Origin of the sequence: Paenibacillus sp. IHBB 3054 (assembly GCF_051594305.1) — a bacterium.
GTDB lineage: Bacteria > Bacillota > Bacilli > Paenibacillales > Paenibacillaceae > Paenibacillus_AQ.
The window spans coordinates 19,910-40,147 of sequence record NZ_JBOFBG010000019.1; the positions used below are offsets into that span (position 1 = coordinate 19,910).

Below are 20,238 nucleotides of genomic sequence, written 5' to 3' on the forward strand. Positions count from 1 at the left end.
GCCTCTTTTGGGTTCCGAACTCCACAAACCGGATCAGCGCAGCTTTTTCAGCATCTGGGATGCGTCTTTCTTTTCCATGCTTGTTCCGGTATTGCCACTCTCCGTGCCTCCCTTGAACTTCGCACCATAATAACGCATCAGATCTACTGTTCGGATAAACTCAACAGGCTCAGAAACAACGGACTGGGCTTTCACTTGAGGGTTGGCCTCGTCGGCCAGCATCTCATCCAGCACGGGCAGATTCAGCATTTGCTTCAATTCCGCACTGATCATCCGGCCGGTTAAACTGTAGGCATAATTCATCTGGCCACTCAAATTTGCCGGAACTATGCCGGAAGATTGCTGAAGCTTAATTGCAGGCAAGGTACCAGTACCCTCGGCAGCATTCGGCAGTGTAACAGAAGCCCCGCCGTTCCCGGCGCTAAGCCCGAATAAAGAAGCTAGCATTCCATCCTCGCCGATCCGCCAATACAGCGAGTCATACTCGCCAATAACAAATGATCCTTCCGTCTCCTTATGGCTGTTGTCCCAATTGTAGGCCGCACGTTCAGTGGCAGCGGAAGCGACCTGCAGCAGCATTGACTTCTGGTAACTGTACAGGCAGAAGAATAGCAGCAGCATCGTAATACACATGATGATAGGCAGCAAAAGTGAAGCTTCGATAGTAAAGCTGCCTTCGTCATCCTCCAGTTTCATGATTCGAATACTTCCTGGCTCTTGCTTCCTGCAGTACTGATCAAGTCTTCTACCACTTTGACAATCTCCTTGCGGAACACCAAAACTACAGCGATCAGTACAGCGATAATCAGGATCATCTCCAGCGTGCCCAGCCCTTCCTCGTCCTTCCACAAGTTCTTAGCGCCTTCTGTTATGAATGTCATCATTCGTCTCATCCTCCTACATTTTCATCATCATAAATGCCGGTGTACCCACCAGAATGATTACAATTAAAAAGATAACCACCATCGGGAACACCAGCTTCGAAGAAGCCTGCTCCCCCCGCGTCCGGCTGATCGCCTTCCGCTTCTCCCAGAGCATCCGCGAAAGATCGCGCAGCGACAAGACAAAGTCGGCTCCGCCTCTGCGGTAATTCAGCAGCACCGTGGTTGTAAATAGCGATACCTCCTGTACGGCGCAGCGTTTGCTGAAATTCTCAAACGCCTGCTGAAAGGAGTAGCCGCTCTCCCACTCCCCAGTCATAATCGACAGCTCTTTATAGAGCGGATGGCTGTAATCTCCCTTCCGGCTCTCCACGCAGCGGATAATCGCCCGCTGTACATTCTCCCCGGCGCCGACCAGCAGGACAATACTGTTCAGCAGCTCGGGCAGCTCCAGCATAATATTCTGCTCCCGCAGCCTTACCTTCTTGTGCAGATCACTGACCAGTGCAACGGGCAGAATAACTGCCAGACCAGCCCCCAGGAGAATTCCCGCCTTCTCGCCGCTGAACAGGGTCAGCGCGCTTCCACCGATAAGCAGCAGCCAGCTGTAGCTGAACATTTCTCCCATAAAGAGCAGCGTCCGTTCTGCGCTGTAGCGCATGCCGTAACTGCGCTGCAAGGATCGCTGAATCCGGAACATCACCGAAGGAATATGACTGCCAATTCCCCACCGCTCAATCAGCAGGAGGAAGGGCTCGCCCAATCTGCGCAGCCGCAGCCCGTCCATAGGCAGACCGCGAAGCCCGGAATAACGGCTGCCACATTTCAGGCGCAGGAATATCCATCCCAGCCCTAACATCAGAACGGCCGAACCGCACAGCCAAATCATTCTTTCACCTCCTTCACAGCGGGATATCCATAATCTTGGAGGTCCAGAGATAACACAGAAACAGCCCGCCCAGCGCCAGTGTGGAAATTGCAATTCCGGCACCTGTATACATTGGCTGCATATAATCTCCGGCGGTCAGGCTCATGAACAGCACCATGGCAAGCGGGGAAGCCAGCAGCGCCTTCGCCTCGAATTTCTTCTGGGCGATGCTGACGGCAATGTCCTGCTGGATATCCAGCTTCTCCCCGATGATTGTGGAGGTGCGGCGCACAATCTCTACCAGGTCGCCTCCTGTCCGCTTGCAGACAGAGAATACATCAGCGAACCGTTCCACATCCTCCATGCCTGCCCGTCTGCTGAAATCCTGCAGCGCTTCTTCCACAGGTTGTCCATACTCCATCCGGGCACATATAATATTCAGCTCAAGGATCATATCGCTGCCCCCTTCCGGGTCAAGCATCCGCAGATCCTGCACGGCCTCGCGAAACGCATTCTCTACGGAACGTCCGGCGGACAGCGAAGAAGAAAGCGAAAATAAGGTCTGCTTGAATTGCAGGTTAAGCGCAGACCGGCGGCGCTGCCGCAGGTAATCACGCAACAGCCGTGGTGCATAAGCTCCCCCCGGCACAAGCAGCAAAGACAGCAACAGGTTATGGTAGAACAGGTACCCGATGCCGAACAGCAGGAGCCCGCCTGCCAGCATAGCCAGCGCTCTAGACAAAGGCGTCAATACATAGACGGTATAATCCGGCAGCTGCGGATTGCCCCCGGCTTCAGCCTCCACAGATGTCCCTCCCTTCTCTGCGGAGGACCCCCTCCGCTTGCCCGGCGAAGAGACCGGCTTCTTCCCCAAATGAATCAGAAGACCACCTCCTTCTCAGTTCCCCAACTGTATTGCGATAATGGATAACTCTGTACCCCGGCCATCTTCAGCTTGCTGGAATGCAGCAGAGGATTCCCGCAAGGAACCAGGCCTCCCTCCACTCTGCCCTCACGTTCCCCCGTTTCTTGAAACGCATATAACGGATTCAGCGCCACCTCCCCATCCCGCAGTCCGATAACCTCGGAGATTTCCATCACCCGCCGCGAGCGGTCCCGCAGCCTGGAGAGATGGACAAAGATATCAATCGCAGAGCCGATTTGCTGGCGGACCACTGATACCGGCAAATCAGCTGCACTGAGCACCATCGTCTCCAGACGGCTGACCATATCCTGTGCGCTGTTGGAATGTCCAGTTGAGAGCGAACCAGAGTGGCCCGTGTTCATCGCCTGCAGCATATCCAGACACTCGGCCCCCCGCACCTCGCCGACCACGATACGGTTCGGGCGCATCCGCAGGGAGGAGCGGATCAGGTCGCGGATCGTGATTTCCCCGCGGCCTTCTGTATTGGCGTTGCGGGTCTCCAGCGAGACCAGATTCGGCACGGTGACAATCTGCAGCTCGGCGGAGTCCTCAATCGTGATCACCCGCTCCTGCGGCGGAATAAATTGAGACAAAGCATTCAGAAAGGTGGTTTTGCCAGAGCCTGTTCCACCGCTTATAAAGATGTTGTATCCGGCAGCGACCAGAATCTGCAGCAGCTCTGCCGCTTCTCCGCTCAGCGCCCCACGATGCACCAGCTCGCTCATCGACATCGGCGTTTCCGGAAATTTGCGGATCGTCATCGCCGGACCTTTCAAGGCCACTGGCGGCAGTACGATATTGACGCGGGAACCATCCTTCAGCCGCGCATCCACAATCGGGGTGGAATCGTTAACCACCCGGTTCACACCGGAAACCACGGTCTGGATAATATCCTCCAGTCTGCTCCTGGATTCGAAAGCCAGCGGCAGGCGGCGGATCTGCCCTTCCTCTTCAATAAATATCTCCTCATGACTGTTGATCATAATCTCGGTGATATTCGGGTTATCCACCAGCGGCTGCAGCACATCCAGCCCCCGGAAGGAATCGAACAGCTTTTTGACCAGTTCATGCTTTTCCTGGGCAGTTAAATAACGCAGGCTGTCCATCTCCAGAATGGTTCGTTCAATATAGCTGTTAAGCTCACGGTTTCCGACAGCCGAAGTGACATCAAGCCCTGCGCGTATGTCGCTGCGCAGCTTCCTGAACATGGCTTCATTCATGTAAGCCCCCGGTGAATACCCGCGGCAGCGCCGGCTCAATGATACCGGTGCAGAGCTGCTGCACCCCAGCCGTAAACTGCGGAGAATTCAAGCAGAGCTCCACATGATGCTGAAGTGCCCAGGAGGAGATATAAGGAAGCACACCATCTATTCTAATTTCTTCCCGGCCTGGCCGGCCCGCGGCTGAATCCCCGGCAAAATTCATCACAAACCTGCTCTTGCCCGGCACCTCCGGCGGCAGACCGGAATGCGGATCTCCGCAATGCTCCAGCCACCTGAGCGTCTTATACATACTTGCCTCGTCACTCTTCAGCGCCCATAGCAGAATGCCGCACCGTTGCAGCACTGCCTGGGCCCGCTCTTCCTCAATGCTGCCTGTATCTACAATTACAACATCATAGTCAGCATCGCCGGCCAGCAGCTCCAATAAATCCAGCGTATCCTGCCGGGTCATCTGCAGCATTTCCTTGAAATTACCGATCGGTCTGAAGGCGTCACAGCGGAGGCTGTCATGCCTTACGGCGTATCTCCCGAGCTCAGGCTTGCCTGCATTTCCCTTGCTTCCTTCGCTGCCGCTTGCCTTAAGCTCGTACAACAGAAGTTCCAACCCGGAAGCGTTGCCCTGGGGCATCCGCAGGAACAACCCGCTGCTGTCCACACTTTCCAGGTTTAGATAGAAAACAGACAGCCCGATCCCGCCAAGCTGCTTGGCCATATTGAGCGCAATCGTTGTTTTGCCGCTGCTGCCGCTGGCTGAAACTACCCCGAGCAGCAGCGTCTCCTCCTTGGCAGCCGAAGCTGTCCTCATGCGTTTCACATCGCCTATCCGGAGGATGGACTCCAGAAGTGAGGGCAGCGACTGATATTTCTCAATCACCATACCCCCGGCCAGACTCCCCGCATTACTGCTGGAATACTTCCCGGCCTCGCTTAGAACACCCCAAGGAACTGTATTTTTGCCTTCCACCAGCCAGGCCTCAACGAAAATGGGATCGCCTACAACGGCGTCCGGCAGCTCTTCTCCCTTCATGAATTCCATAAAGGTATCCAGCCGGCTGAAAGCTGTGATCCGCAGCATCTCCCCATACTCACTGTGATGCAAGTAATGCAGCAACGGCTCAATGTATTGACTCTCACGAACTGCCAGTACGATCCTCGCCGCCATGAAACCACTCTCCTTCCTGTAATGCGTACCTTTTAAAAAAGATAATAAAAAAGACAGCAAAAAAAGCACCGCCAATAACCGTGGTATACGGTCATTGAACGGTGCTTCCGTTACTATCCTTTAATTTACAGCTATAGTAGCATATATGCAGTAGAGCGGCAATATCTTTTTTACGAATACCTCTTCTATACTCCAATTCCTGAGCCCGCACCATATCCTGAGTTGGATATTTACCGGATCATTCCACTACCCTATACTATTAGCCAGTCAGCTTTCAGCACGGCCAGATTACAACTAAAGGAGATCATTCAACATGAAGTTAGTGCCCAGTTTACTCGCAGCCCTCGTCTTATCCGGATCCATCAGCTTGTCAGCAGCCGCAGCAACCAAACCTATCACTGTACTCGTTGACCAGCAGAAGCTTAATTTGACCACCGCCGCCCCGATTCAGGAGGGCAATTCCGTGCTCATCCCTATGCGGCCCATTTTTGAAAAGCTCGGCATGAAGCTGGTCTGGGATGCCAAGAGTAACACGATCACAGCCACCAAGGAAGGTCTCAGCATCAAGCTGCAGACCGGAAGCAAAAAAGCAACTATAAACGGAACCGTTAAACAGCTGGCCTCCGCACCCAAAACAATTGACAAAGTCACTTATGTTCCCCTGCGCTTTGTAAGCGAAGCCACCGGAAACAGTGTGGAGTGGAAAGCAGCTTCCAGAACTGTTGCAATTACAAGCAAGGAGAACACCGCTGATGTCAAGGGAATCTCGGCATTATTTGATAAATATGTGACGTATTCCAATACAGAGAACTATGACGGGTTCATGAACCTTATTGATCCGGAATCCCCACTGGCAGGGATCGGCCCAGGAATCAAAGAGCAGTACGAGATCTTTGATGCCAAGACTACCGTCCTCCAGATGGAAATTATTGATTCCAAAGGGAATGAAGCAACCGTACACACGATTGAAACCTCCGAGAAAGTAAACGGTCCCTTCATGCTGGATAGCCAAGCGGAGTATGTATACTCCCTCACCAGAAAAGCCGGCGGTTCTGCTTGGCAAATCAGCGGTATCCAAATCGCTGCGCTACAGTACATTCTTCCGGCAGATGTGCTGGAGGCTAAGGTCAATGTACCCAAAACAGATGAAGACCAAATTAAAGCTGTTGTTCAGGCCAATGTGGATTACTCCAACAAAGAGGATCTGGATGGTGCATTATCCACCATTGACGAAACTTCCCCTGCATACGAGCAAAGCAAAGAACTTTATATGCAAATGTTTAAAGTCTATGATTTAGCTATTACACTTGACTCTTCTAAAATTATTGATTATACCGGGGATACCGCTGCGGTATACACAGTGCAGACGTCCAAGAAAGTAAAAGGTCCGGAGTTTCAGGACAGCCGGGCCGTATCGGTCAATATACTGAAAAAATCGGCAGACGGCAAATGGAAGCTTACGCAAACCTATATCCTCACGACGACAGCTCTTAATCAATAAATCCTCTATTCCCAAACCAAATAGGGGTTTAAGCCAGCCCAAAAAGCAGCAAGGTGACATAGCCACCTGCTGCTTTTTTTGGGTTATGCACATCGGCTGGGCACCTTACAGAAATCTCTTGCGGATTTCCGGTGTGGGAAGCAGACATTGCTCGTCACGCCCAAACCAGCGGTACCGGTTCCTTGCCACAAACCTGTACAGGGCATCTCTCAGAGGCCGCGGCACAAGTATGAAGATATATGCGGCAGGCCACGGAAAACGCAAGCCACGGGCGATCCGCAGCACTGCAGCCGACTCTGTATAGCAGGTCCCGTTCTCCACCAGCACGACCGTATTCAGCTGGTCTGATCCAAGCCCGCCTGCACTCAGCATTCCGCCCGCTGTCTCACTCTGCAAGGGGGCGAACAGAAATCTGGCCTTGGGATCGCGCGGAATAATAAACCGCACCAGCCCCTGACAAAGATGGCATACGCCGTCGATCAGCACAATAGACTTACCGCCCGTCTTGTTTTGCTCTTCATCCATCTTGCCGCACCCCCTCTTCATAGTATCTCCCCGGAAATAAACAAAAACGCGGGATAGCTCCCGCGCCTCATCATCCGTCCATTTAATTATTCAGCAATAGCCTTGTCGATCCACTCGTCGCCGAGCATTTGCCCTTCGAAATCAGCAGTGAAGGATTCCATACATTTGCAGATGAAATCTTTGCGGCAAACCGGACATGGTGTCTTAAGCAGGCGGCTGATGTTCGTCATTTTCCATTCCGGAAACCGATGATAGAACGCGCGGCACTCCGTTCCGTCAGCAAGCTTGATAATGAACTCGTATAATCCTTCCTTATCATTGCTGCTGGCTTTGGTCACATTCGTAATATGCGGTCTGTAAGACATCTTCATCACCCATTATTTATATTTTTGGTACTTAGTAGCACACGTGCATAACAGATACTTAGACATATTAAAGAATTTTAGGGGTGATGTCAACCAAAGCCACCCTTTAGACCGCTATTCCCGGCTGTTTCCTGCCTCACCGTCTCTATTTAGCCATTATTTCCAGAAATCCTTCTAAATACCGGCTGCTCGTTACAACACATTCAGTTCAACTTCGATGTTGCCCCGCGTTGCCTTGGAATACGGACAAAACGCATGAGCCTTTTCTGCCAAATCCTCCGCCTGCGCACGGTCAATGCCGGGCAGCTTCACATCCATTCTTACAGCCAGTCTGAAGCCGCCGTCGCTGTCATCCTTTCCGATGGATACGTTGGCGGTGACCTCCACATCCTGCAGCTTAACGCCCTCTTTACGGGCGATATTGGCCAACGCACTTTCATAGCAGGCACCGTAGCCTGCCGCGAACAGCTGCTCAGGATTCGTACCGGAACCCCCGGGGCCGCCAAGCTCCTTTGGCATTTTCAAATCATGTTCAAGTACACCATCCGAGGACTTCACAGAGCCCTCCCGTCCGCCGTGAACCGTTGCTGTAGCCGTATATAATGCTTTCATCTGTATCTACTCCTTTATCAAAATGTATTTGTACCGCCGCATACCCTACATTTAAACAACAGAGATATTTTGAAACGAATATACAATGTTGTCACAATTCTGACGGGTTGCTTCTTACGATAAATAGTGTAAAATTAAATTGTGATAAATCAAAGTTCGGGAGGCGTTATTCATGAGTATTTATGATTTCGAAGCCAACACGCTGCGCGGGGAAGAAGAATCCCTGTCCAAGTACAAAGGTAAGGTGCTGCTTGTCGTGAACACAGCCAGCAAATGCGGATTCACCCCGCAATATAAGGGTCTCCAGGAAGTGTACGATAAATTCAAGGACCGTGGTTTTGAGGTACTTGGTTTTCCGAGCAACCAGTTTGCCGGACAGGAACCGGGTGAAAGCGAAGATATCGCCGAATTCTGCGAAATCAATTACGGAGTAACCTTCCCGATGTACGAGAAGGTTGATGTGAAGGGCGACGAAGCGCATCCGTTATTCAAATACCTGTCCAAGGAAGCGCCGGGCGTCCTGGGCTCAAAGAGCGTCAAGTGGAATTTCACCAAGTTCCTGGTCGATCAGGAAGGCCGTGTCCTGAAGCGGTTCGCACCACAAACCACTCCGGACCAGATCGAAGCCGATATTGCCAAACTGCTGGACTAATCCTCCCCTATAATATGAAAAGATACTCTTCACAAAAGCCCGCTGCTCCTGTGAAGAGTATCTTTGTGTTCGCTATACCACAATCATTATGCTAATTGTCATTTCCATCCTCCCTAATTATGGTATACAGAGAATATAGCACTCGATGCTTGAAACGTATCACCGTTTAATTCCCCGGAAAGCAGGTTGGCTATGAAGCAGGATGTTTTGAAGCGGGCTTTCGATTATATCGAAGATCATCTGAATGAAGAGATCAGCCTCGACAACCTCGCCCGGACGGGATATGTTTCTTTGATGAAGCTGTACCGGGAATTCTACTACGTATCCGGCCATTCCATTAAAGACTATATCCGTAAAAGAAGAATCAGCAACGCATGCGCCCAGATCAAGAACTCCGAATTATCCATTACCGAAATTGCGCTGGGCAACGGCTTTGACTCCCTGCCTCCCTTCTCCAAGGTCTTTAAAAAAATCGTCGGTCTTACGCCAATGGAATACAAACGGAGCAGCGTGTTCTATACCTTCCTCCCCGGGCAGTTCCCCCTCCACTTGGCGGAGACAGCCATTAAGATCCAGTCCGGGCAACCGCTGCATGGCCTGACCGCCGTTTACCTCGCCCCAGGAGACACAGACATCGAACAGCAAGCCATCAACGCACTGAAACAAGCGGTCTTCACAACCAAGCGTACGGGCATGAGTTTTAGACTCTTCGGATTAACCCCTGTGCAGGTTGGGCGGTCCAGACAATCGTACAACATATTCATAGATACCCAGAATCATGACTACTGGATTTTCGCCCTGGGGGAGGCCGGTTATCACTCCATAGAGCCAGCTACGTTATGCGGCGGGGAGTTTGCCGTCTTATCCGTACCTTTTACCGGAAGCATCAACCAGACCTGGGACTACCTTTACAGCCATTGGCTGGCTAAAAGCGTGTTCACCCTGGCAGGTGATCATTGCCGTGAGGAATTTATCATTCAAAAGACAGGGACCATCAAAGAGCTTCGTCTATCCCTGCCCATTATCCGCAAGCAAAGCAGCTACATCATTGAAGTAACCCCATTTGCGCAGCAGCACTATATCGTCGCCCATGCCGTGGGCAGTCATGCGGAGGATGAAGCTTCGGCCAAGCTTTTATCGCAGATCAATCAACGTGGATTCCTTCCATCGACGTTTTATGTGGAGATTACCAGCAATGGATACTTGTGCGGTGTCGAGCAGACAGAAACGGGCGAATTATCAGCCGAAGACGGTCTGAGTCTTGTTACCCTAGAAGCAGGGCTTTATGCGGTATTAACCGCAGACAGTTACGGGAATTTCACCGGACTTGCGGATATTATGAGCCGCTGGCTGGATGAAAATTGCTGCTACAGGCGTGCCGGAAGCCCTTTTGCCCTCTATACCGTAAATGAAACCTATGAAGAGGCATCCATGAAGGTGTGTATTGCTATTGGCGAACATTCTGTTATAAACGGACAATCCATCGCTTCAGATCCCATTTATAATGAGGACGAAGAACAAATGAACTAGGAGGAATCATGTATGACAGAGCCGTTACGCCAGAGCAGCTATGATGGAACTACCGAGGGATACGCCCCTAAATTCAAACCGCGGGTAATCGAACTGATTCGCCAGCAGCTGGAAAAAGAAGCCCCTCAACGCACCGACTCCATTGGCGGAGAAAAGCCTTATGTGCTAGATTTACCAGAGCTTCAAGTCATCGGCTGGCAGAACCTCAATCAAGCAGGCGAGCCTTATGCCGATATTTGGGGACATGTCTTCGGGGAAATCGATATCGACAGCAAATTTGATTCCATTCCGACAAAAGTCCAGAGCAGCGGCTGTTACCTGGGCATCTTCGAAGGCCGCGATTCGGTTCCCAAACTGTGGGAGCAATCAGCCTGGGATACCGGCTATTTTTTAGGCGTTGAGGTAGGAGACCCCGGTACAGTTCCCGAAGGACTTGTGCATAAGGATTACCCTGCATCCAAATATGCTATTTTTATCGCCAAGGGTGTGCCCGCAGCTGCGTTTCAGAGCACATGGGATTACATCCATCAGGAATGGCTGCCATCAGGTGAATTCAAGTTCAACGAAGCCGGTGTTTTCTTCATCAACTATACAGAGAAGTCAGGACCTGACGACGAAAGATTCGAGGCCCATCTGTGCGTACCTGTGGTGGAAAAATAACGGCGATCCACCGTTTGCATCCTACGAACGGCAACCTATGTAGTCCGGGTTTCCCGTCGTGTCACCGCCACTGGCCTGACGTTGTCTATCGCGTATGTCTTTCCATGAAGTAAGCTGAATCTTTTCGGTTTGCAGTAATCTGTGAATATCCTCGTCCATAAATAACAGGTACTCGATCTCCCTTTTCTTCCAGTGTGGAGTAATTGCCCGCATTTCATAAGTATTCAGCGCAGGATGGATGACAACTTCTGTTATCCCTCCTCCCACACCTTTTATAGCTTCCATCATTTTAACCTTAGCAATGTCATAGTCCTCCCCCTGCTCCAAGTGATAGGGAAGATTAATCAAGTCATCAATTAATAAGATCCCTCTTTTCCGCGCCGATTCAATCCTCTCCGTCATTAATTCCCTTATCTCTAAATCCAGAAATGATTGGTTTACTATATTAACAGGCAGCTTAAAAGGCAACCGGTACTCCTGGCACAGATCAAATACGATCTCCAGAAAATCCCGGCCTCTCGACAATCCCAATAAACTGCCCTCATGACTGTCCAAGTGTGTCGGTTCAATCCCCAGCGTTAGAGCCATCTCGATCTGACTTCGGATTTCAGTTCGGATGGCTTCAGCAGTAGCCCGCTCTTCCACATAAGCTGCATGTTCCCAAAAATATCCCTCTGGAGTAATTAACGACTGTATCCTGGAACTCCTGGTAACTGGGCCCCACTTATAAGCCGGGAGACTCGAAGTAAGCGTAAGATGAATTCCCACATTAACATTGTGATGATTTTTGGCATACTCAGCAGCCTCTTTCGCCCAGGGCCCCGGCATCATAATCATGCTGGAATTAATTGCATCGGCTTGGTACAGATTCATAATAGCCTCATTCATGGAATGGCACATTCCGAAATCGTCGGCGGTAACGATCAGGAACCGCTCATTGGAGTTGTGAACTCTATTCGGCACTCTTTTTCCCTCCATTGGGTCAGTCTATAAAACAAAACAAAAAAACCTGAAACCCCTTGAGCAACAAGGAATTTCAGGTTTCTTCATGTATGCGGTAGAGAGGACTCGAACCTCCACGGGTATACACCCACTACCCCCTCAAGATAGCGTGTCTGCCATTCCACCACTACCGCGCGGTGAGTATAACGTTAAAGCATTGTTTGAGGCCAACATTCAATATTATAAATCCATTTCAGCAAAATGTAAAGACACCACTTTAAGAATTTTCTTCGTTTTCTTTAAGCCTGCGGTATCGGGAAAACTCGATATATTCCTTAATAAATTCTTGCTCCTTCTGCAGCAATTCCTCACTTTGGCAATTCAATTGCCGTATTTGGCCAGAAAAATAACCCTCCCCGCCTTCGCGAAGAATCTCAGTTGTAGTTTTGCCCAGAATCAGCCAATCCAGACTCACATGAAAAAAAGCACCGATCTCGATCAGCTTATGTGTTCCGGGCGTCGACTTGCCCCGCTTCCAATCCCCCATGTTGCCGGTACTGATATTCAGCTGTTCACAGAAGGACTTTTTTGTCAGTCCTTTTTGTTTGATCAAATATTCTATCCGCTCGTATATCGACGCCATCAGCAATCCGCCTTCCGCACTATTTAAATATACTTATTTACGTATTTTTTATTGTAAAATGACGTAAAAAAGTATATAATTAACTATTATTATTCCCATTCATTATATCACACGACTGGATAGTCGATAAGAGGTGAAGTCTTTTGAACAGCAAACGTCCTGTTACTCCTTTTGGCTGGGCAATCAAACAGCGGCTGACGGAAATGCACATGGATCAGAAGAAATTCTGCGAGCTGTACGGAATTCCGCCTTATCGCCTATCCAATCTGATTCACGGTACCCGCAGGGCCGAGCGCTACAGGCGCCAAGTCGAAGAGCTGCTTAACCTGCCTCCATCCTAGCTTTCCATCCTGCAAACTATCAAGGAGAGATAACCTTTGCCATTCAGCATATCCACTTCCCTCATCCGTTCCCTTAATGCTCTGCCGCATAATGCACTGGTTATCGACAGCCAGGGGATCATCCTGTTCACCAACGACTCCTGGAAGGAATACAACAACCATTATGGACTCTCCCCGCATGCCGATTGGACTGGCGCTGATGCTCTGGAGTTATTCGGACAGGTGATGTCGGGCCCTTCCCAGATCACTGCACTTAAGGAGGCGCTGCATCACATCCTTCGCGGCGAGTCTTTAATATCCAGTTCCGAGTTTATTCTGCAGACTGCGGCCAAAGGCAACAGAAGATTCCGTGTAGATGCCTTTCCGCTTATCCATGAGAATCCGGCAGCAGACCAGGCTATCATTCTCTCTCTGCAGGATGTTGGTCCTGTTATCACAAGTCAGCCTGTCCGAACGATCCAGCCGTTGCGTTTGCACCAGAAGAATCCTCAACCTCTTGTTCCTATCTGCGCCTCCTGCAAATCCATCCGCAACAGCAGCGAGGAGTGGGTGACCATTGAACGTTTCCTGCTGCAGCAGCTGTCTTTGCAATTCACCCATGATATCTGCCCGGACTGCATCCGTGAGTTGTACCCGAAATACGCCGGAGCCTTGAAATGGTGATTTCTCCTGTCCAAGTACCAGAAATCCACAACCTGTGAATGCAAAGAAAAAAGCCCTTGAATATCAAGGACTTTCTCTTCTAAACATCGTATGCGGTAGAGAGGACTCGAACCTCCACGGGTATACACCCACTACCCCCTCAAGATAGCGTGTCTGCCATTCCACCACTACCGCATATATGACCCGTATGGGATTCGAACCCATGTTACCTCCGTGAAAGGGAGGTGTCTTAACCCCTTGACCAACGGGCCATGCTTGATAAGTTGTCTTTGTCACAACAAAATTGAGTATATCAAACCCAGGGGGATTTGACAAGAACTTTTCTCAAAAAAATAACGGACATTCACAGCTGCAGCAATCAGCCGTTCATCCCCGCTAAATCTCCGCCTTCCCGCAGAGACCCTCCAACTTTTCTATGTCCGTCACACCCCTTGAGCAGCCAGTACCTCCAGCCCATCCGCAGCCTCATATCCCAGACTTTGTGCAACAGCCAAATTGGTCACCTGTCCGGCCACGACATTGAGTCCGCGGGCTAGCGCCGCGTTCTTCACCCCTGCTCCATGAATACCCAAATTGGCAATTTGCAGGGCATAAGGAATGGTTACATTGGTCAGCGCAAGCGTTGAAGTCCGGGCAACCGCGCCCGGCATGTTGGCCACAGCATAGTGCACAACACCAAACTTTACATAGGTTGGGCTCTCATGAGTAGTCACTCGGTCGATTGTCTCAATCGAACCCCCTTGGTCAATCGCCACATCTACAATTACAGAACCTTCTGCCATTTGCCGCACCATGTACTCTTTTACCAGCTTCGGTGCACGGGCACCGGGTATAAGCACTGCACCGATCAACAGGTCGGCTTTGCGTACAGCTTGTTCAATGTGATAAGAATCAGACATAAGGGTAGCCACTCGCCCGTCAAAAATATCATCCAGCTCACGAAGCCGGCTGGCATTTAAATCAAGCACCGTCACGCGTGCCCCCATTCCCAGCGCAATCCTCGCCGCATTTGTGCCGACGATCCCTCCGCCAATGATGACCACTTCACCGGCCTGCACGCCCGGAACTCCGCTAAGCAAGATACCTTTGCCGCCATGCGGCTTCTCCAGCAGCCGGGCGCCAATCTGTACAGCCATCCGTCCGGCTACCTCGCTCATCGGAATAAGCAGCGGCAACGAACCGTCTTCAAGCTGTATCGTCTCATAGCCGACCGCAGTCACTCCGCTCTCCACAAGCGCCTGGGTAAGGCCGGCCTCAGGAGCAAGGTGCAGATACGTGAACAGGATTAGCCCCTTGCGAAAGTAGCCATACTCTTCCGGCAGCGGTTCCTTCACTTTAATGATCATCGCTGCTTTGCTCCAGACCCCGGCCGCAGCGTCCAGCACCTCTGCACCCTTCTCCAGATATTCACTGTCGGTGAACCCGCTGCCCACGCCTGCCGATTGCTCGACCAGGACCTCATGACCTGCTTTGCGGAGCGCCTCCACTCCGGCTGGAGTAATCGCTACACGATTCTCATTATTTTTGATCTCTTTGGGTACTCCGACAATCATTTATTCTCCTCCTTAATGTTATGCGAAAAGAAAGGCCCAATGTTGAGCCCTTCTCTTCACAGCTAAGGTGATTCGGGGCGTACTGGACACCCCGATGATAAACAAATTTGATTGCGGTTCTTAATCGTTCCTACCCGTTATTGTATGCATTTGAACCTCTTACGGATTTACCTTTGTTTCGAAAGTTTGTGTGCCGTCAACGAATTTCAGAACGACAGCTGCTTTAACAGGGTCATGTGTTTCGTTGAGCGTGATTTTACCGGTAGCCAGCTGCAGATCTTTGGTCGCTGCCAAAGCATCTTTAATCTTGGCAGGATCGGCCTCACCTGCACGGGTAATGGCGTCAGCAACCAGCTTCAGGGAATCATAACCAAGAGCGGCCATCCCGTCCGGTACTGCGCCCCCGTTGGCAGCTTTGTAGGCATCAACGAAGGATGTAACTTCAGTAGCGGTATCTTCCGGTGAGTAGTGGTTGGACATATAAGTATTGTCCAGAGCCGCTTTGCCGGCGATTTCAGCGAGTTGCGGAGAATCCCAGCCGTCGCCGCCGAGGAAGGGAACTGTAATGCCCATCTCGCGGGCTTGCTTTACGATTTTGCCGACTTCTTCATAGTAACCCGGCAGATAGATTACATCCGGGTTTTGCTCTTTGATCCGTGTCAGCACGGCTTTGAAGTCGGAGTCTTTTTGCTGATAGGATTCCTGGCTCAGCACCTCTCCGCCTTTTTCCTTAAAGGTTTCTTCAAAGAACTTTTGCAGACCTTTGGAATAGTCACTCGACGTGTCTGTGTAAATTACAGCTGTTTTGGCTTTCAGCGAATCTACAGCAAAGTTAGCCATAACTTCTCCTTGGAAAGGATCGATAAAGGCAGTGCGGAACACCCATTCGTTCACTTTGCCACTGCGCTCATCCACCGTCACTTTAGGGTTGGTGGCACCTACAGAGACCAGCGGTATTTTCTTCTCCGTAGCCACCGGGACGATCCCCAGCGTGTTGGTCGAGGTCGAAGCACCGATGATGGTAACAACCTTATCATTGGTAATCAGTTTTTGCGCTGCTTGCGTGGCTTCCTCGGATTTCGAGGCGTTATCGGCTACGATTAATTCCAGTTTCTTGCCGAGTATGCCGCCTGCGTCATTGATCTGCTGTACCGCCAGCTTCGCGCCTTTGGATACGGAATCGCCGAAAGAGGCCTGGCCGCCCGTGAGCTCAAGGTTCGCGCCGATTTTGATAGTGTCCCCGCCAGAATTACCGCCGCTTGCAGAGTTTCCGCTGTTCTCTGTGTTGTCGTTGCCGCAGCCCGATGCCAATACTGCAATCAGTACTGTTGACAAAATAATGGCCCCAATTTTCTTCATAGTTTCTCCCAGCCTCCCGGATAATAGAATTGTATATATGTTGTTTCTATGATGCCCTTAGTGAGGCTAACCTCTTAGTGCCCGAGATAGGCCATTTTGATTTCTTCGGAATCCGCCAACTCCTTGGCATCCCCCTCAAGAACAACTCTGCCCGTTTCCAGCACGTAGGCGCGGTGGGCGATTTTGAGCGCCTGATGCGCATTTTGCTCCACCAGCAGCACAGTAGTTCCAGCTTCGTTCACATCTTTAATAATCTTGAAAATATCCTGTACCAGCAGCGGTGCAAGTCCCATAGACGGCTCATCCAGCAGCAGCAGCTGGGGATGCCCCATAATGGCCCGCCCCATGGCAAGCATCTGCTGTTCGCCACCGGACAAAGTACCTGCCTGCTGCTTCTTGCGTTCCCGAAGCCTCGGAAAGATGTCGTACACCTTCTCGAAATCAGCCGCCAGACTTCCGGATTCCTGCAGGTAAGCGCCAAGCTCAAGGTTCTCTTCAACAGACATATTGGCGAACACGCGGCGTCCTTCAGGACAATGGATCAAGCCCTGTTTGACGATCGCCTGAACACTCTGGCTGGTTATTGATTTATCCAGAAATTCAATGCTACCTGTTTTGGGTTTAAGCAGACCTGACAGAGTCTTCAGGAGCGTCGACTTGCCTGCACCATTGGCTCCGATCAGCGTTACAATTTCCCCTTGCTCGACATGGATGCTAAGGTCCTTCAGAGCGTGAATGGCTCCATAATAAACATTGATCCCCTGCACTTTAAGCATTGCCATTACGCCTCCTGTCCCAAATACGCTTCGATAACCTTGGGATTATTCCGAATCTCCGCCGGAGTTCCATCAGCAATTAGTATCCCGCGATCCAAAACGTAAATCCGGTTGCAGACGCCCATAACAAGCGACATGTCATGCTCGATCAACAGAATGGTGAGGTCAAATTCCTCGCGGATCCAGGCGATCAGATTCATTAAGTCCCGCGTCTCGTTCGGGTTCATGCCCGCCGCCGGTTCATCCAGCAGCAGCAGCTTCGGCCCGGCCGCCAGCGCCCGTGCAATTTCCAGACGCCGCTGGTTACCATAGCTGAGATTGCTGGCAACCTCTTCACTCTGGTCCGCTAGATTGAATATTTTGAGAATATCCATCGCCTTCCGTGTAATTTCGTCCTCTCCCTTGAAATGCTTCGGCAGCCGCAGCATGGAGGTGAACAAGGAATGTCTGGCATGCTGGTGAAAGGCGATTTTGACATTCTCCAATACTGTCATGGCCGTAAACAGCCGGATATTCTGGAAGGTGCGCGCAGCGCCCTTATGGTTGATCTTGTAGGGCTTCATCCCGCCAATGGACTCATTGTTAAGAAGAATGCTGCCTGTAGAGGGCGGGTATACGCCGGTTAACAGGTTGAAAAGCGTCGTTTTGCCAGCACCATTTGGCCCAATCAGACCGATCAGTTCACCTTTGTTAATGTGAAGAGAAACTTCGCTGAGCGCCTTAAGCCCTCCAAAGGAACGGCTGGCCTCTTTAACATCAAGAAGCACTGCTGCCTGTGATGCTGTCATCTGCCTTCACCTCCTTTTTGCCAAGCTTGCCGAATGAAAATTTCGTTGTACCCAGCAGCCCGCTTGGACGGAATATCATCATCAGGATCAGAACGATCGAATAAATAATCATCCGCCATTCCGGGAATTCACGCAGATAGGTGTAGAGCAAGGTAACGAAGACAGCACCCACAATGGAGCCGGCTGTACTGCCGAGTCCCCCGAGAACAACCATAACGATAATCTCGAACGATTTCAGAAAGTTAAAGCTGCCCGGAGTAATCACGTAGAACGTATGCGCAGACAATCCACCCGCTATACCGGCGAACAATGCACCGATTGTAAAAGCAATAATCTTATAGCGCGTCATGTTAATCCCCATCGCCTCTGCGGCGATTTCATTCTCGCGGATGGCAAGGCAGGCCCGGCCATGTGTGGATCTTATAAAGTTATTGATCACAACCACTGTAATTAAGGTAAAGAGAAATAGCAGGGTCCAGGTCGTTTTGGCTGGGATGCCGCTGAGCCCGGATGCGCCGCCGACGAATTCCGTGTTCAGCATGATGATCCGGATAATCTCGCCGAACCCCAGTGTGGCGATGGCCAGATAGTCACCCTTCAGCCGGAGTGTAGGCATTCCGATCAGGACCCCAAACACGGCAGCGAGCAAACCGCCGGCAATAATCGCCGGAACGAATGGAACGTTATAATCCAGTGTCAGAATCGCCGAAGTGTACGCACCTACAGACATAAAACCTGCATGACCGATGGAGAATTGTCCGGTAATCCCGGTAATGAGGTTAAGCGATACCGCCAGCATGATGTTGACACCGATCAAGAGAAGCATCGACCTTGTGACATCACTGAATATTTCCGTTGTTAGAAGAACTTGAACGACTCCATAAAACGCCATGGCAACAATAATGCCCATCCAGAACTTTTTACTTGTCATCTTCACGCCGGTTCCCTCCTACACTTTCTCCCGGACATTCTTGCCGAACAGCCCGGATGGTTTAAAGATAAGGATCAGGATCAATACTGTAAAAGCTACTCCATCACGCCAGGAGGAAAATCCGAGCGAAGAAATCTCCGTCTCTACCGTTCCCAGCAGCAATCCGCCAACAAGCGCCCCGGGAATACTTCCAATGCCTCCAAGCACTGCGGCTACAAAAGCTTTAAGTCCCGGCATAACGCCCATCAGCGGATCGACGGAGTTGTAAGTCATACCGAAAATCACTCCGGCAGCAGCGGCCAGCGCCGAACCGATAGCAAAAGTTGCCGAGATGGTGCGGTCTACGTTGATCCCCATCAAACGGGCCGCCTCCACATCGAACGATACCGCCCGCATCGCTTTACCGGTTTTGGTGTAACGTACGATATATTGCAAGAGAATCATTAGAATTATGGTTGTTAGAAGAATCATGACTTGATTGGATTCCACTTGAATGGATGTGCCGAACAACTGGTACTGTTTCTTGTCCATTATGTCCGGGAAGCCTTTCGCCTGAGGCCCGAGAATAAGCACTCCGGTGTATTCCAGCAGGAACGATACGCCAATGGCCGTAATAAGTGCGGCTATCCGGGTCGATTTACGCAGCGGCTTGTAGGCGAAGCGTTCAATCGTGATGCCCAGCAGTGCGCTGATGGTCATCGAAATCATAAGCGACAAGATCAACACAAGCACAGGAGGGAGCCCTGCGTTCGCCAAATATTTTGCGCTGTACAGTCCGATAAACGAACCGACCATAAACACATCCCCATGCGCAAAATTGATCAGCTTAATAATTCCGTACACCATGGTGTAACCAAGGGCGATTAGAGCGTAAATACTGCCTACGGAAATCCCGTTAATTAACTGCTGAATGAAATACTCCATCGCCATCCCCTTCTCTCCATAATAATCAAAATCCCCCTTTCTACGCCTTACATTCTGTTCAATCCCTCAAGATGTCATTTATATTAACATACAGTTATTTCTCCGACACTAATATATGAGTGGTTTTAATATAAAATTCGAAATTATATGTTAGGTTTATTAACAATAGAAGTGAGTTACATGGAGTTTTTTATGTATTATTTGCAAAAATCGATGAAAAACGGAGTAAGGGAGAGGATTTTAAAGGTTATTTGTTTTTGTATTTATTTCCTTTTCTGTTACAATACTTTATCTTTCTGTAAATAATATAACATTTGTCTCTTTACAGCTTCAATCCTTCAATTTATTAAAGAGGTAACGGGTTGCACTGGTAGTCCGGCTGGAAAAGCATGAGTATACAGCACAAAAAAAGAG

The 20,238-nt window shown here is 50.4% G+C and carries 23 protein-coding genes and 3 tRNA genes; 6 read left to right on the plus strand and 20 right to left on the minus strand.

Annotated elements, in window-relative coordinates; all coding sequences use genetic code 11:
• Window positions 1-33 precede the first annotated feature (33 nt).
• The 6 genes from ACQ76X_RS20015 to ACQ76X_RS20040 all read right to left on the minus strand — a co-directional run bounded on the left by ACQ76X_RS20015 (window position 34) and on the right by ACQ76X_RS20040 (window position 5,059).
• Window positions 34-696, minus strand: a complete 663-nt coding sequence (locus ACQ76X_RS20015; protein ID WP_438495609.1) for a TadE/TadG family type IV pilus assembly protein — start codon at window positions 694-696, stop codon at window positions 34-36.
• Window positions 693-884 (minus strand): Flp1 family type IVb pilin, encoded by a 192-nt coding sequence (locus tag ACQ76X_RS20020; RefSeq protein ID WP_038587051.1) that lies wholly within the window; start codon window positions 882-884, stop codon window positions 693-695. The genes ACQ76X_RS20015 and ACQ76X_RS20020 overlap by 4 nt, the downstream gene beginning before the upstream one ends.
• Window positions 885-897: 13 nt before the next feature.
• On the minus strand, window positions 898-1,770 hold the full coding sequence (locus tag ACQ76X_RS20025) for a type II secretion system F family protein (RefSeq protein ID WP_438495610.1): 873 nt from the start codon (window positions 1,768-1,770) through the stop codon (window positions 898-900).
• Window positions 1,771-1,783: 13 nt separating this feature from the next.
• Window positions 1,784-2,554 (minus strand): type II secretion system F family protein, encoded by a 771-nt coding sequence (locus ACQ76X_RS20030; RefSeq protein WP_438495691.1) that lies wholly within the window; start codon window positions 2,552-2,554, stop codon window positions 1,784-1,786.
• A 74-nt stretch (window positions 2,555-2,628) separates the two neighbouring features.
• Complete coding sequence (locus ACQ76X_RS20035; protein ID WP_438495611.1) at window positions 2,629-3,894, minus strand: CpaF family protein; 1,266 nt, start codon at window positions 3,892-3,894, stop codon at window positions 2,629-2,631.
• On the minus strand, window positions 3,887-5,059 hold the full coding sequence (locus ACQ76X_RS20040) for a hypothetical protein (RefSeq protein WP_438495612.1): 1,173 nt from the start codon (window positions 5,057-5,059) through the stop codon (window positions 3,887-3,889). The genes ACQ76X_RS20035 and ACQ76X_RS20040 overlap by 8 nt, the downstream gene beginning before the upstream one ends.
• 313 nt (window positions 5,060-5,372) lie before the next feature.
• Between ACQ76X_RS20040 and ACQ76X_RS20045 the strand changes: the two genes are divergently transcribed.
• On the plus strand, window positions 5,373-6,560 hold the full coding sequence (locus tag ACQ76X_RS20045; RefSeq protein WP_438495613.1) for a stalk domain-containing protein: 1,188 nt from the start codon (window positions 5,373-5,375) through the stop codon (window positions 6,558-6,560).
• A 105-nt stretch (window positions 6,561-6,665) separates the two neighbouring features.
• On the opposite strand, the gene ACQ76X_RS20050 is transcribed toward ACQ76X_RS20045, so the two are convergent.
• The 3 genes from ACQ76X_RS20050 to ACQ76X_RS20060 all read right to left on the minus strand — a co-directional run bounded on the left by ACQ76X_RS20050 (window position 6,666) and on the right by ACQ76X_RS20060 (window position 8,062).
• Window positions 6,666-7,085, minus strand: coding sequence for a thiol-disulfide oxidoreductase DCC family protein (locus tag ACQ76X_RS20050; protein WP_438495614.1), 420 nt, complete (start codon window positions 7,083-7,085; stop codon window positions 6,666-6,668).
• A gap of 86 nt (window positions 7,086-7,171) precedes the next feature.
• Window positions 7,172-7,450: a hypothetical protein gene (locus tag ACQ76X_RS20055; protein ID WP_038587032.1), complete on the minus strand. Its 279-nt coding sequence runs from the start codon at window positions 7,448-7,450 to the stop codon at window positions 7,172-7,174.
• Window positions 7,451-7,642: 192 nt separating this feature from the next.
• Window positions 7,643-8,062, minus strand: coding sequence for an organic hydroperoxide resistance protein (locus tag ACQ76X_RS20060; RefSeq protein ID WP_038587029.1), 420 nt, complete (start codon window positions 8,060-8,062; stop codon window positions 7,643-7,645).
• 172 nt (window positions 8,063-8,234) lie between these two features.
• Between ACQ76X_RS20060 and ACQ76X_RS20065 the strand changes: the two genes are divergently transcribed.
• The 3 genes from ACQ76X_RS20065 to ACQ76X_RS20075 all read left to right on the plus strand — a co-directional run bounded on the left by ACQ76X_RS20065 (window position 8,235) and on the right by ACQ76X_RS20075 (window position 10,904).
• Entirely contained in the window at window positions 8,235-8,714 is a 480-nt protein-coding gene (locus ACQ76X_RS20065) for a glutathione peroxidase (protein ID WP_038587026.1), read from the plus strand.
• A 192-nt stretch (window positions 8,715-8,906) separates the two neighbouring features.
• Complete coding sequence (locus tag ACQ76X_RS20070; protein WP_438495615.1) at window positions 8,907-10,244, plus strand: helix-turn-helix domain-containing protein; 1,338 nt, start codon at window positions 8,907-8,909, stop codon at window positions 10,242-10,244.
• Window positions 10,245-10,256: 12 nt separating this feature from the next.
• Window positions 10,257-10,904, plus strand: coding sequence for a GyrI-like domain-containing protein (locus tag ACQ76X_RS20075; protein ID WP_438495616.1), 648 nt, complete (start codon window positions 10,257-10,259; stop codon window positions 10,902-10,904).
• 21 nt (window positions 10,905-10,925) lie between these two features.
• Here ACQ76X_RS20075 and ACQ76X_RS20080 read toward each other — a convergent pair whose 3' ends face one another.
• The 3 genes from ACQ76X_RS20080 to ACQ76X_RS20090 form a co-directional block, all read right to left on the minus strand.
• The gene (locus ACQ76X_RS20080) at window positions 10,926-11,867 is read right to left on the minus strand and encodes a polysaccharide deacetylase family protein (protein ID WP_438495617.1); all 942 of its coding nucleotides are present in this window, start codon (window positions 11,865-11,867) and stop codon (window positions 10,926-10,928) included.
• Between the two features lie 90 nt (window positions 11,868-11,957).
• Window positions 11,958-12,040: transfer RNA gene (locus tag ACQ76X_RS20085), tRNA-Leu, on the minus strand.
• An 83-nt stretch (window positions 12,041-12,123) separates the two neighbouring features.
• The gene (locus ACQ76X_RS20090) at window positions 12,124-12,489 is read right to left on the minus strand and encodes a helix-turn-helix domain-containing protein (protein WP_438495618.1); all 366 of its coding nucleotides are present in this window, start codon (window positions 12,487-12,489) and stop codon (window positions 12,124-12,126) included.
• Window positions 12,490-12,632: 143 nt separating this feature from the next.
• Between ACQ76X_RS20090 and ACQ76X_RS20095 the strand changes: the two genes are divergently transcribed.
• Both ACQ76X_RS20095 and ACQ76X_RS20100 read left to right on the plus strand, forming a co-directional pair.
• Window positions 12,633-12,830 (plus strand): XRE family transcriptional regulator, encoded by a 198-nt coding sequence (locus ACQ76X_RS20095; RefSeq protein WP_438495619.1) that lies wholly within the window; start codon window positions 12,633-12,635, stop codon window positions 12,828-12,830.
• Between the two features lie 36 nt (window positions 12,831-12,866).
• Window positions 12,867-13,493: a hypothetical protein gene (locus tag ACQ76X_RS20100; RefSeq protein WP_438495620.1), complete on the plus strand. Its 627-nt coding sequence runs from the start codon at window positions 12,867-12,869 to the stop codon at window positions 13,491-13,493.
• A 91-nt stretch (window positions 13,494-13,584) separates the two neighbouring features.
• Here the strand turns inward: ACQ76X_RS20100 and ACQ76X_RS20105 are convergent.
• From ACQ76X_RS20105 to ACQ76X_RS20140, 8 genes are all read right to left on the minus strand, one after another.
• Window positions 13,585-13,667 (minus strand) — tRNA-Leu (locus ACQ76X_RS20105).
• A gap of 5 nt (window positions 13,668-13,672) precedes the next feature.
• A tRNA-Glu gene (locus ACQ76X_RS20110) sits at window positions 13,673-13,744 on the minus strand.
• 171 nt (window positions 13,745-13,915) lie between these two features.
• Window positions 13,916-15,046: an alanine dehydrogenase gene (ald, locus tag ACQ76X_RS20115; protein ID WP_438495621.1), complete on the minus strand. Its 1,131-nt coding sequence runs from the start codon at window positions 15,044-15,046 to the stop codon at window positions 13,916-13,918.
• A 159-nt stretch (window positions 15,047-15,205) separates the two neighbouring features.
• The gene (locus ACQ76X_RS20120) at window positions 15,206-16,405 is read right to left on the minus strand and encodes an ABC transporter substrate-binding protein (protein WP_438495622.1); all 1,200 of its coding nucleotides are present in this window, start codon (window positions 16,403-16,405) and stop codon (window positions 15,206-15,208) included.
• Window positions 16,406-16,479: 74 nt separating this feature from the next.
• Window positions 16,480-17,181, minus strand: a complete 702-nt coding sequence (locus ACQ76X_RS20125) for an ABC transporter ATP-binding protein (RefSeq protein WP_038598786.1) — start codon at window positions 17,179-17,181, stop codon at window positions 16,480-16,482.
• Between the two features lie 5 nt (window positions 17,182-17,186).
• The gene (locus tag ACQ76X_RS20130) at window positions 17,187-17,969 is read right to left on the minus strand and encodes an ABC transporter ATP-binding protein (protein WP_038587007.1); all 783 of its coding nucleotides are present in this window, start codon (window positions 17,967-17,969) and stop codon (window positions 17,187-17,189) included.
• A complete protein-coding gene (locus ACQ76X_RS20135; protein ID WP_438495692.1) occupies window positions 17,938-18,900 on the minus strand; it encodes a branched-chain amino acid ABC transporter permease in 963 nt (320 codons plus the stop codon). The genes ACQ76X_RS20130 and ACQ76X_RS20135 overlap by 32 nt, the downstream gene beginning before the upstream one ends.
• Window positions 18,901-18,918: 18 nt before the next feature.
• The gene (locus ACQ76X_RS20140; protein ID WP_438495693.1) at window positions 18,919-19,824 is read right to left on the minus strand and encodes a branched-chain amino acid ABC transporter permease; all 906 of its coding nucleotides are present in this window, start codon (window positions 19,822-19,824) and stop codon (window positions 18,919-18,921) included.
• Between the last annotated feature and the right edge of the window lie 414 nt (window positions 19,825-20,238).

Coding starts and splice junctions, on each gene's coding strand:
- ACQ76X_RS20015 (WP_438495609.1), bottom strand. CDS start 696: ATGAAACTGGAGGATGACGAAGGCAGCTTTACTATCGAAGCTTCACTT.
- ACQ76X_RS20020 (WP_038587051.1), bottom strand. CDS start 884: ATGATGACATTCATAACAGAAGGCGCTAAGAACTTGTGGAAGGACGAG.
- ACQ76X_RS20025 (WP_438495610.1), bottom strand. CDS start 1,770: ATGATTTGGCTGTGCGGTTCGGCCGTTCTGATGTTAGGGCTGGGATGG.
- ACQ76X_RS20035 (WP_438495611.1), bottom strand. CDS start 3,894: ATGAATGAAGCCATGTTCAGGAAGCTGCGCAGCGACATACGCGCAGGG.
- ACQ76X_RS20040 (WP_438495612.1), bottom strand. CDS start 5,059: ATGGCGGCGAGGATCGTACTGGCAGTTCGTGAGAGTCAATACATTGAG.
- ACQ76X_RS20045 (WP_438495613.1), top strand. CDS start 5,373: ATGAAGTTAGTGCCCAGTTTACTCGCAGCCCTCGTCTTATCCGGATCC.
- ACQ76X_RS20050 (WP_438495614.1), bottom strand. CDS start 7,085: ATGGATGAAGAGCAAAACAAGACGGGCGGTAAGTCTATTGTGCTGATC.
- ACQ76X_RS20055 (WP_038587032.1), bottom strand. CDS start 7,450: ATGTCTTACAGACCGCATATTACGAATGTGACCAAAGCCAGCAGCAAT.
- ACQ76X_RS20060 (WP_038587029.1), bottom strand. CDS start 8,062: ATGAAAGCATTATATACGGCTACAGCAACGGTTCACGGCGGACGGGAG.
- ACQ76X_RS20065 (WP_038587026.1), top strand. CDS start 8,235: ATGAGTATTTATGATTTCGAAGCCAACACGCTGCGCGGGGAAGAAGAA.
- ACQ76X_RS20070 (WP_438495615.1), top strand. CDS start 8,907: ATGAAGCAGGATGTTTTGAAGCGGGCTTTCGATTATATCGAAGATCAT.
- ACQ76X_RS20075 (WP_438495616.1), top strand. CDS start 10,257: ATGACAGAGCCGTTACGCCAGAGCAGCTATGATGGAACTACCGAGGGA.
- ACQ76X_RS20090 (WP_438495618.1), bottom strand. CDS start 12,489: ATGGCGTCGATATACGAGCGGATAGAATATTTGATCAAACAAAAAGGA.
- ald (WP_438495621.1), bottom strand. CDS start 15,046: ATGATTGTCGGAGTACCCAAAGAGATCAAAAATAATGAGAATCGTGTA.
- ACQ76X_RS20120 (WP_438495622.1), bottom strand. CDS start 16,405: ATGAAGAAAATTGGGGCCATTATTTTGTCAACAGTACTGATTGCAGTA.
- ACQ76X_RS20125 (WP_038598786.1), bottom strand. CDS start 17,181: ATGCTTAAAGTGCAGGGGATCAATGTTTATTATGGAGCCATTCACGCT.
- ACQ76X_RS20130 (WP_038587007.1), bottom strand. CDS start 17,969: ATGACAGCATCACAGGCAGCAGTGCTTCTTGATGTTAAAGAGGCCAGC.
- ACQ76X_RS20135 (WP_438495692.1), bottom strand. CDS start 18,900: ATGACAAGTAAAAAGTTCTGGATGGGCATTATTGTTGCCATGGCGTTT.
- ACQ76X_RS20140 (WP_438495693.1), bottom strand. CDS start 19,824: ATGGAGTATTTCATTCAGCAGTTAATTAACGGGATTTCCGTAGGCAGT.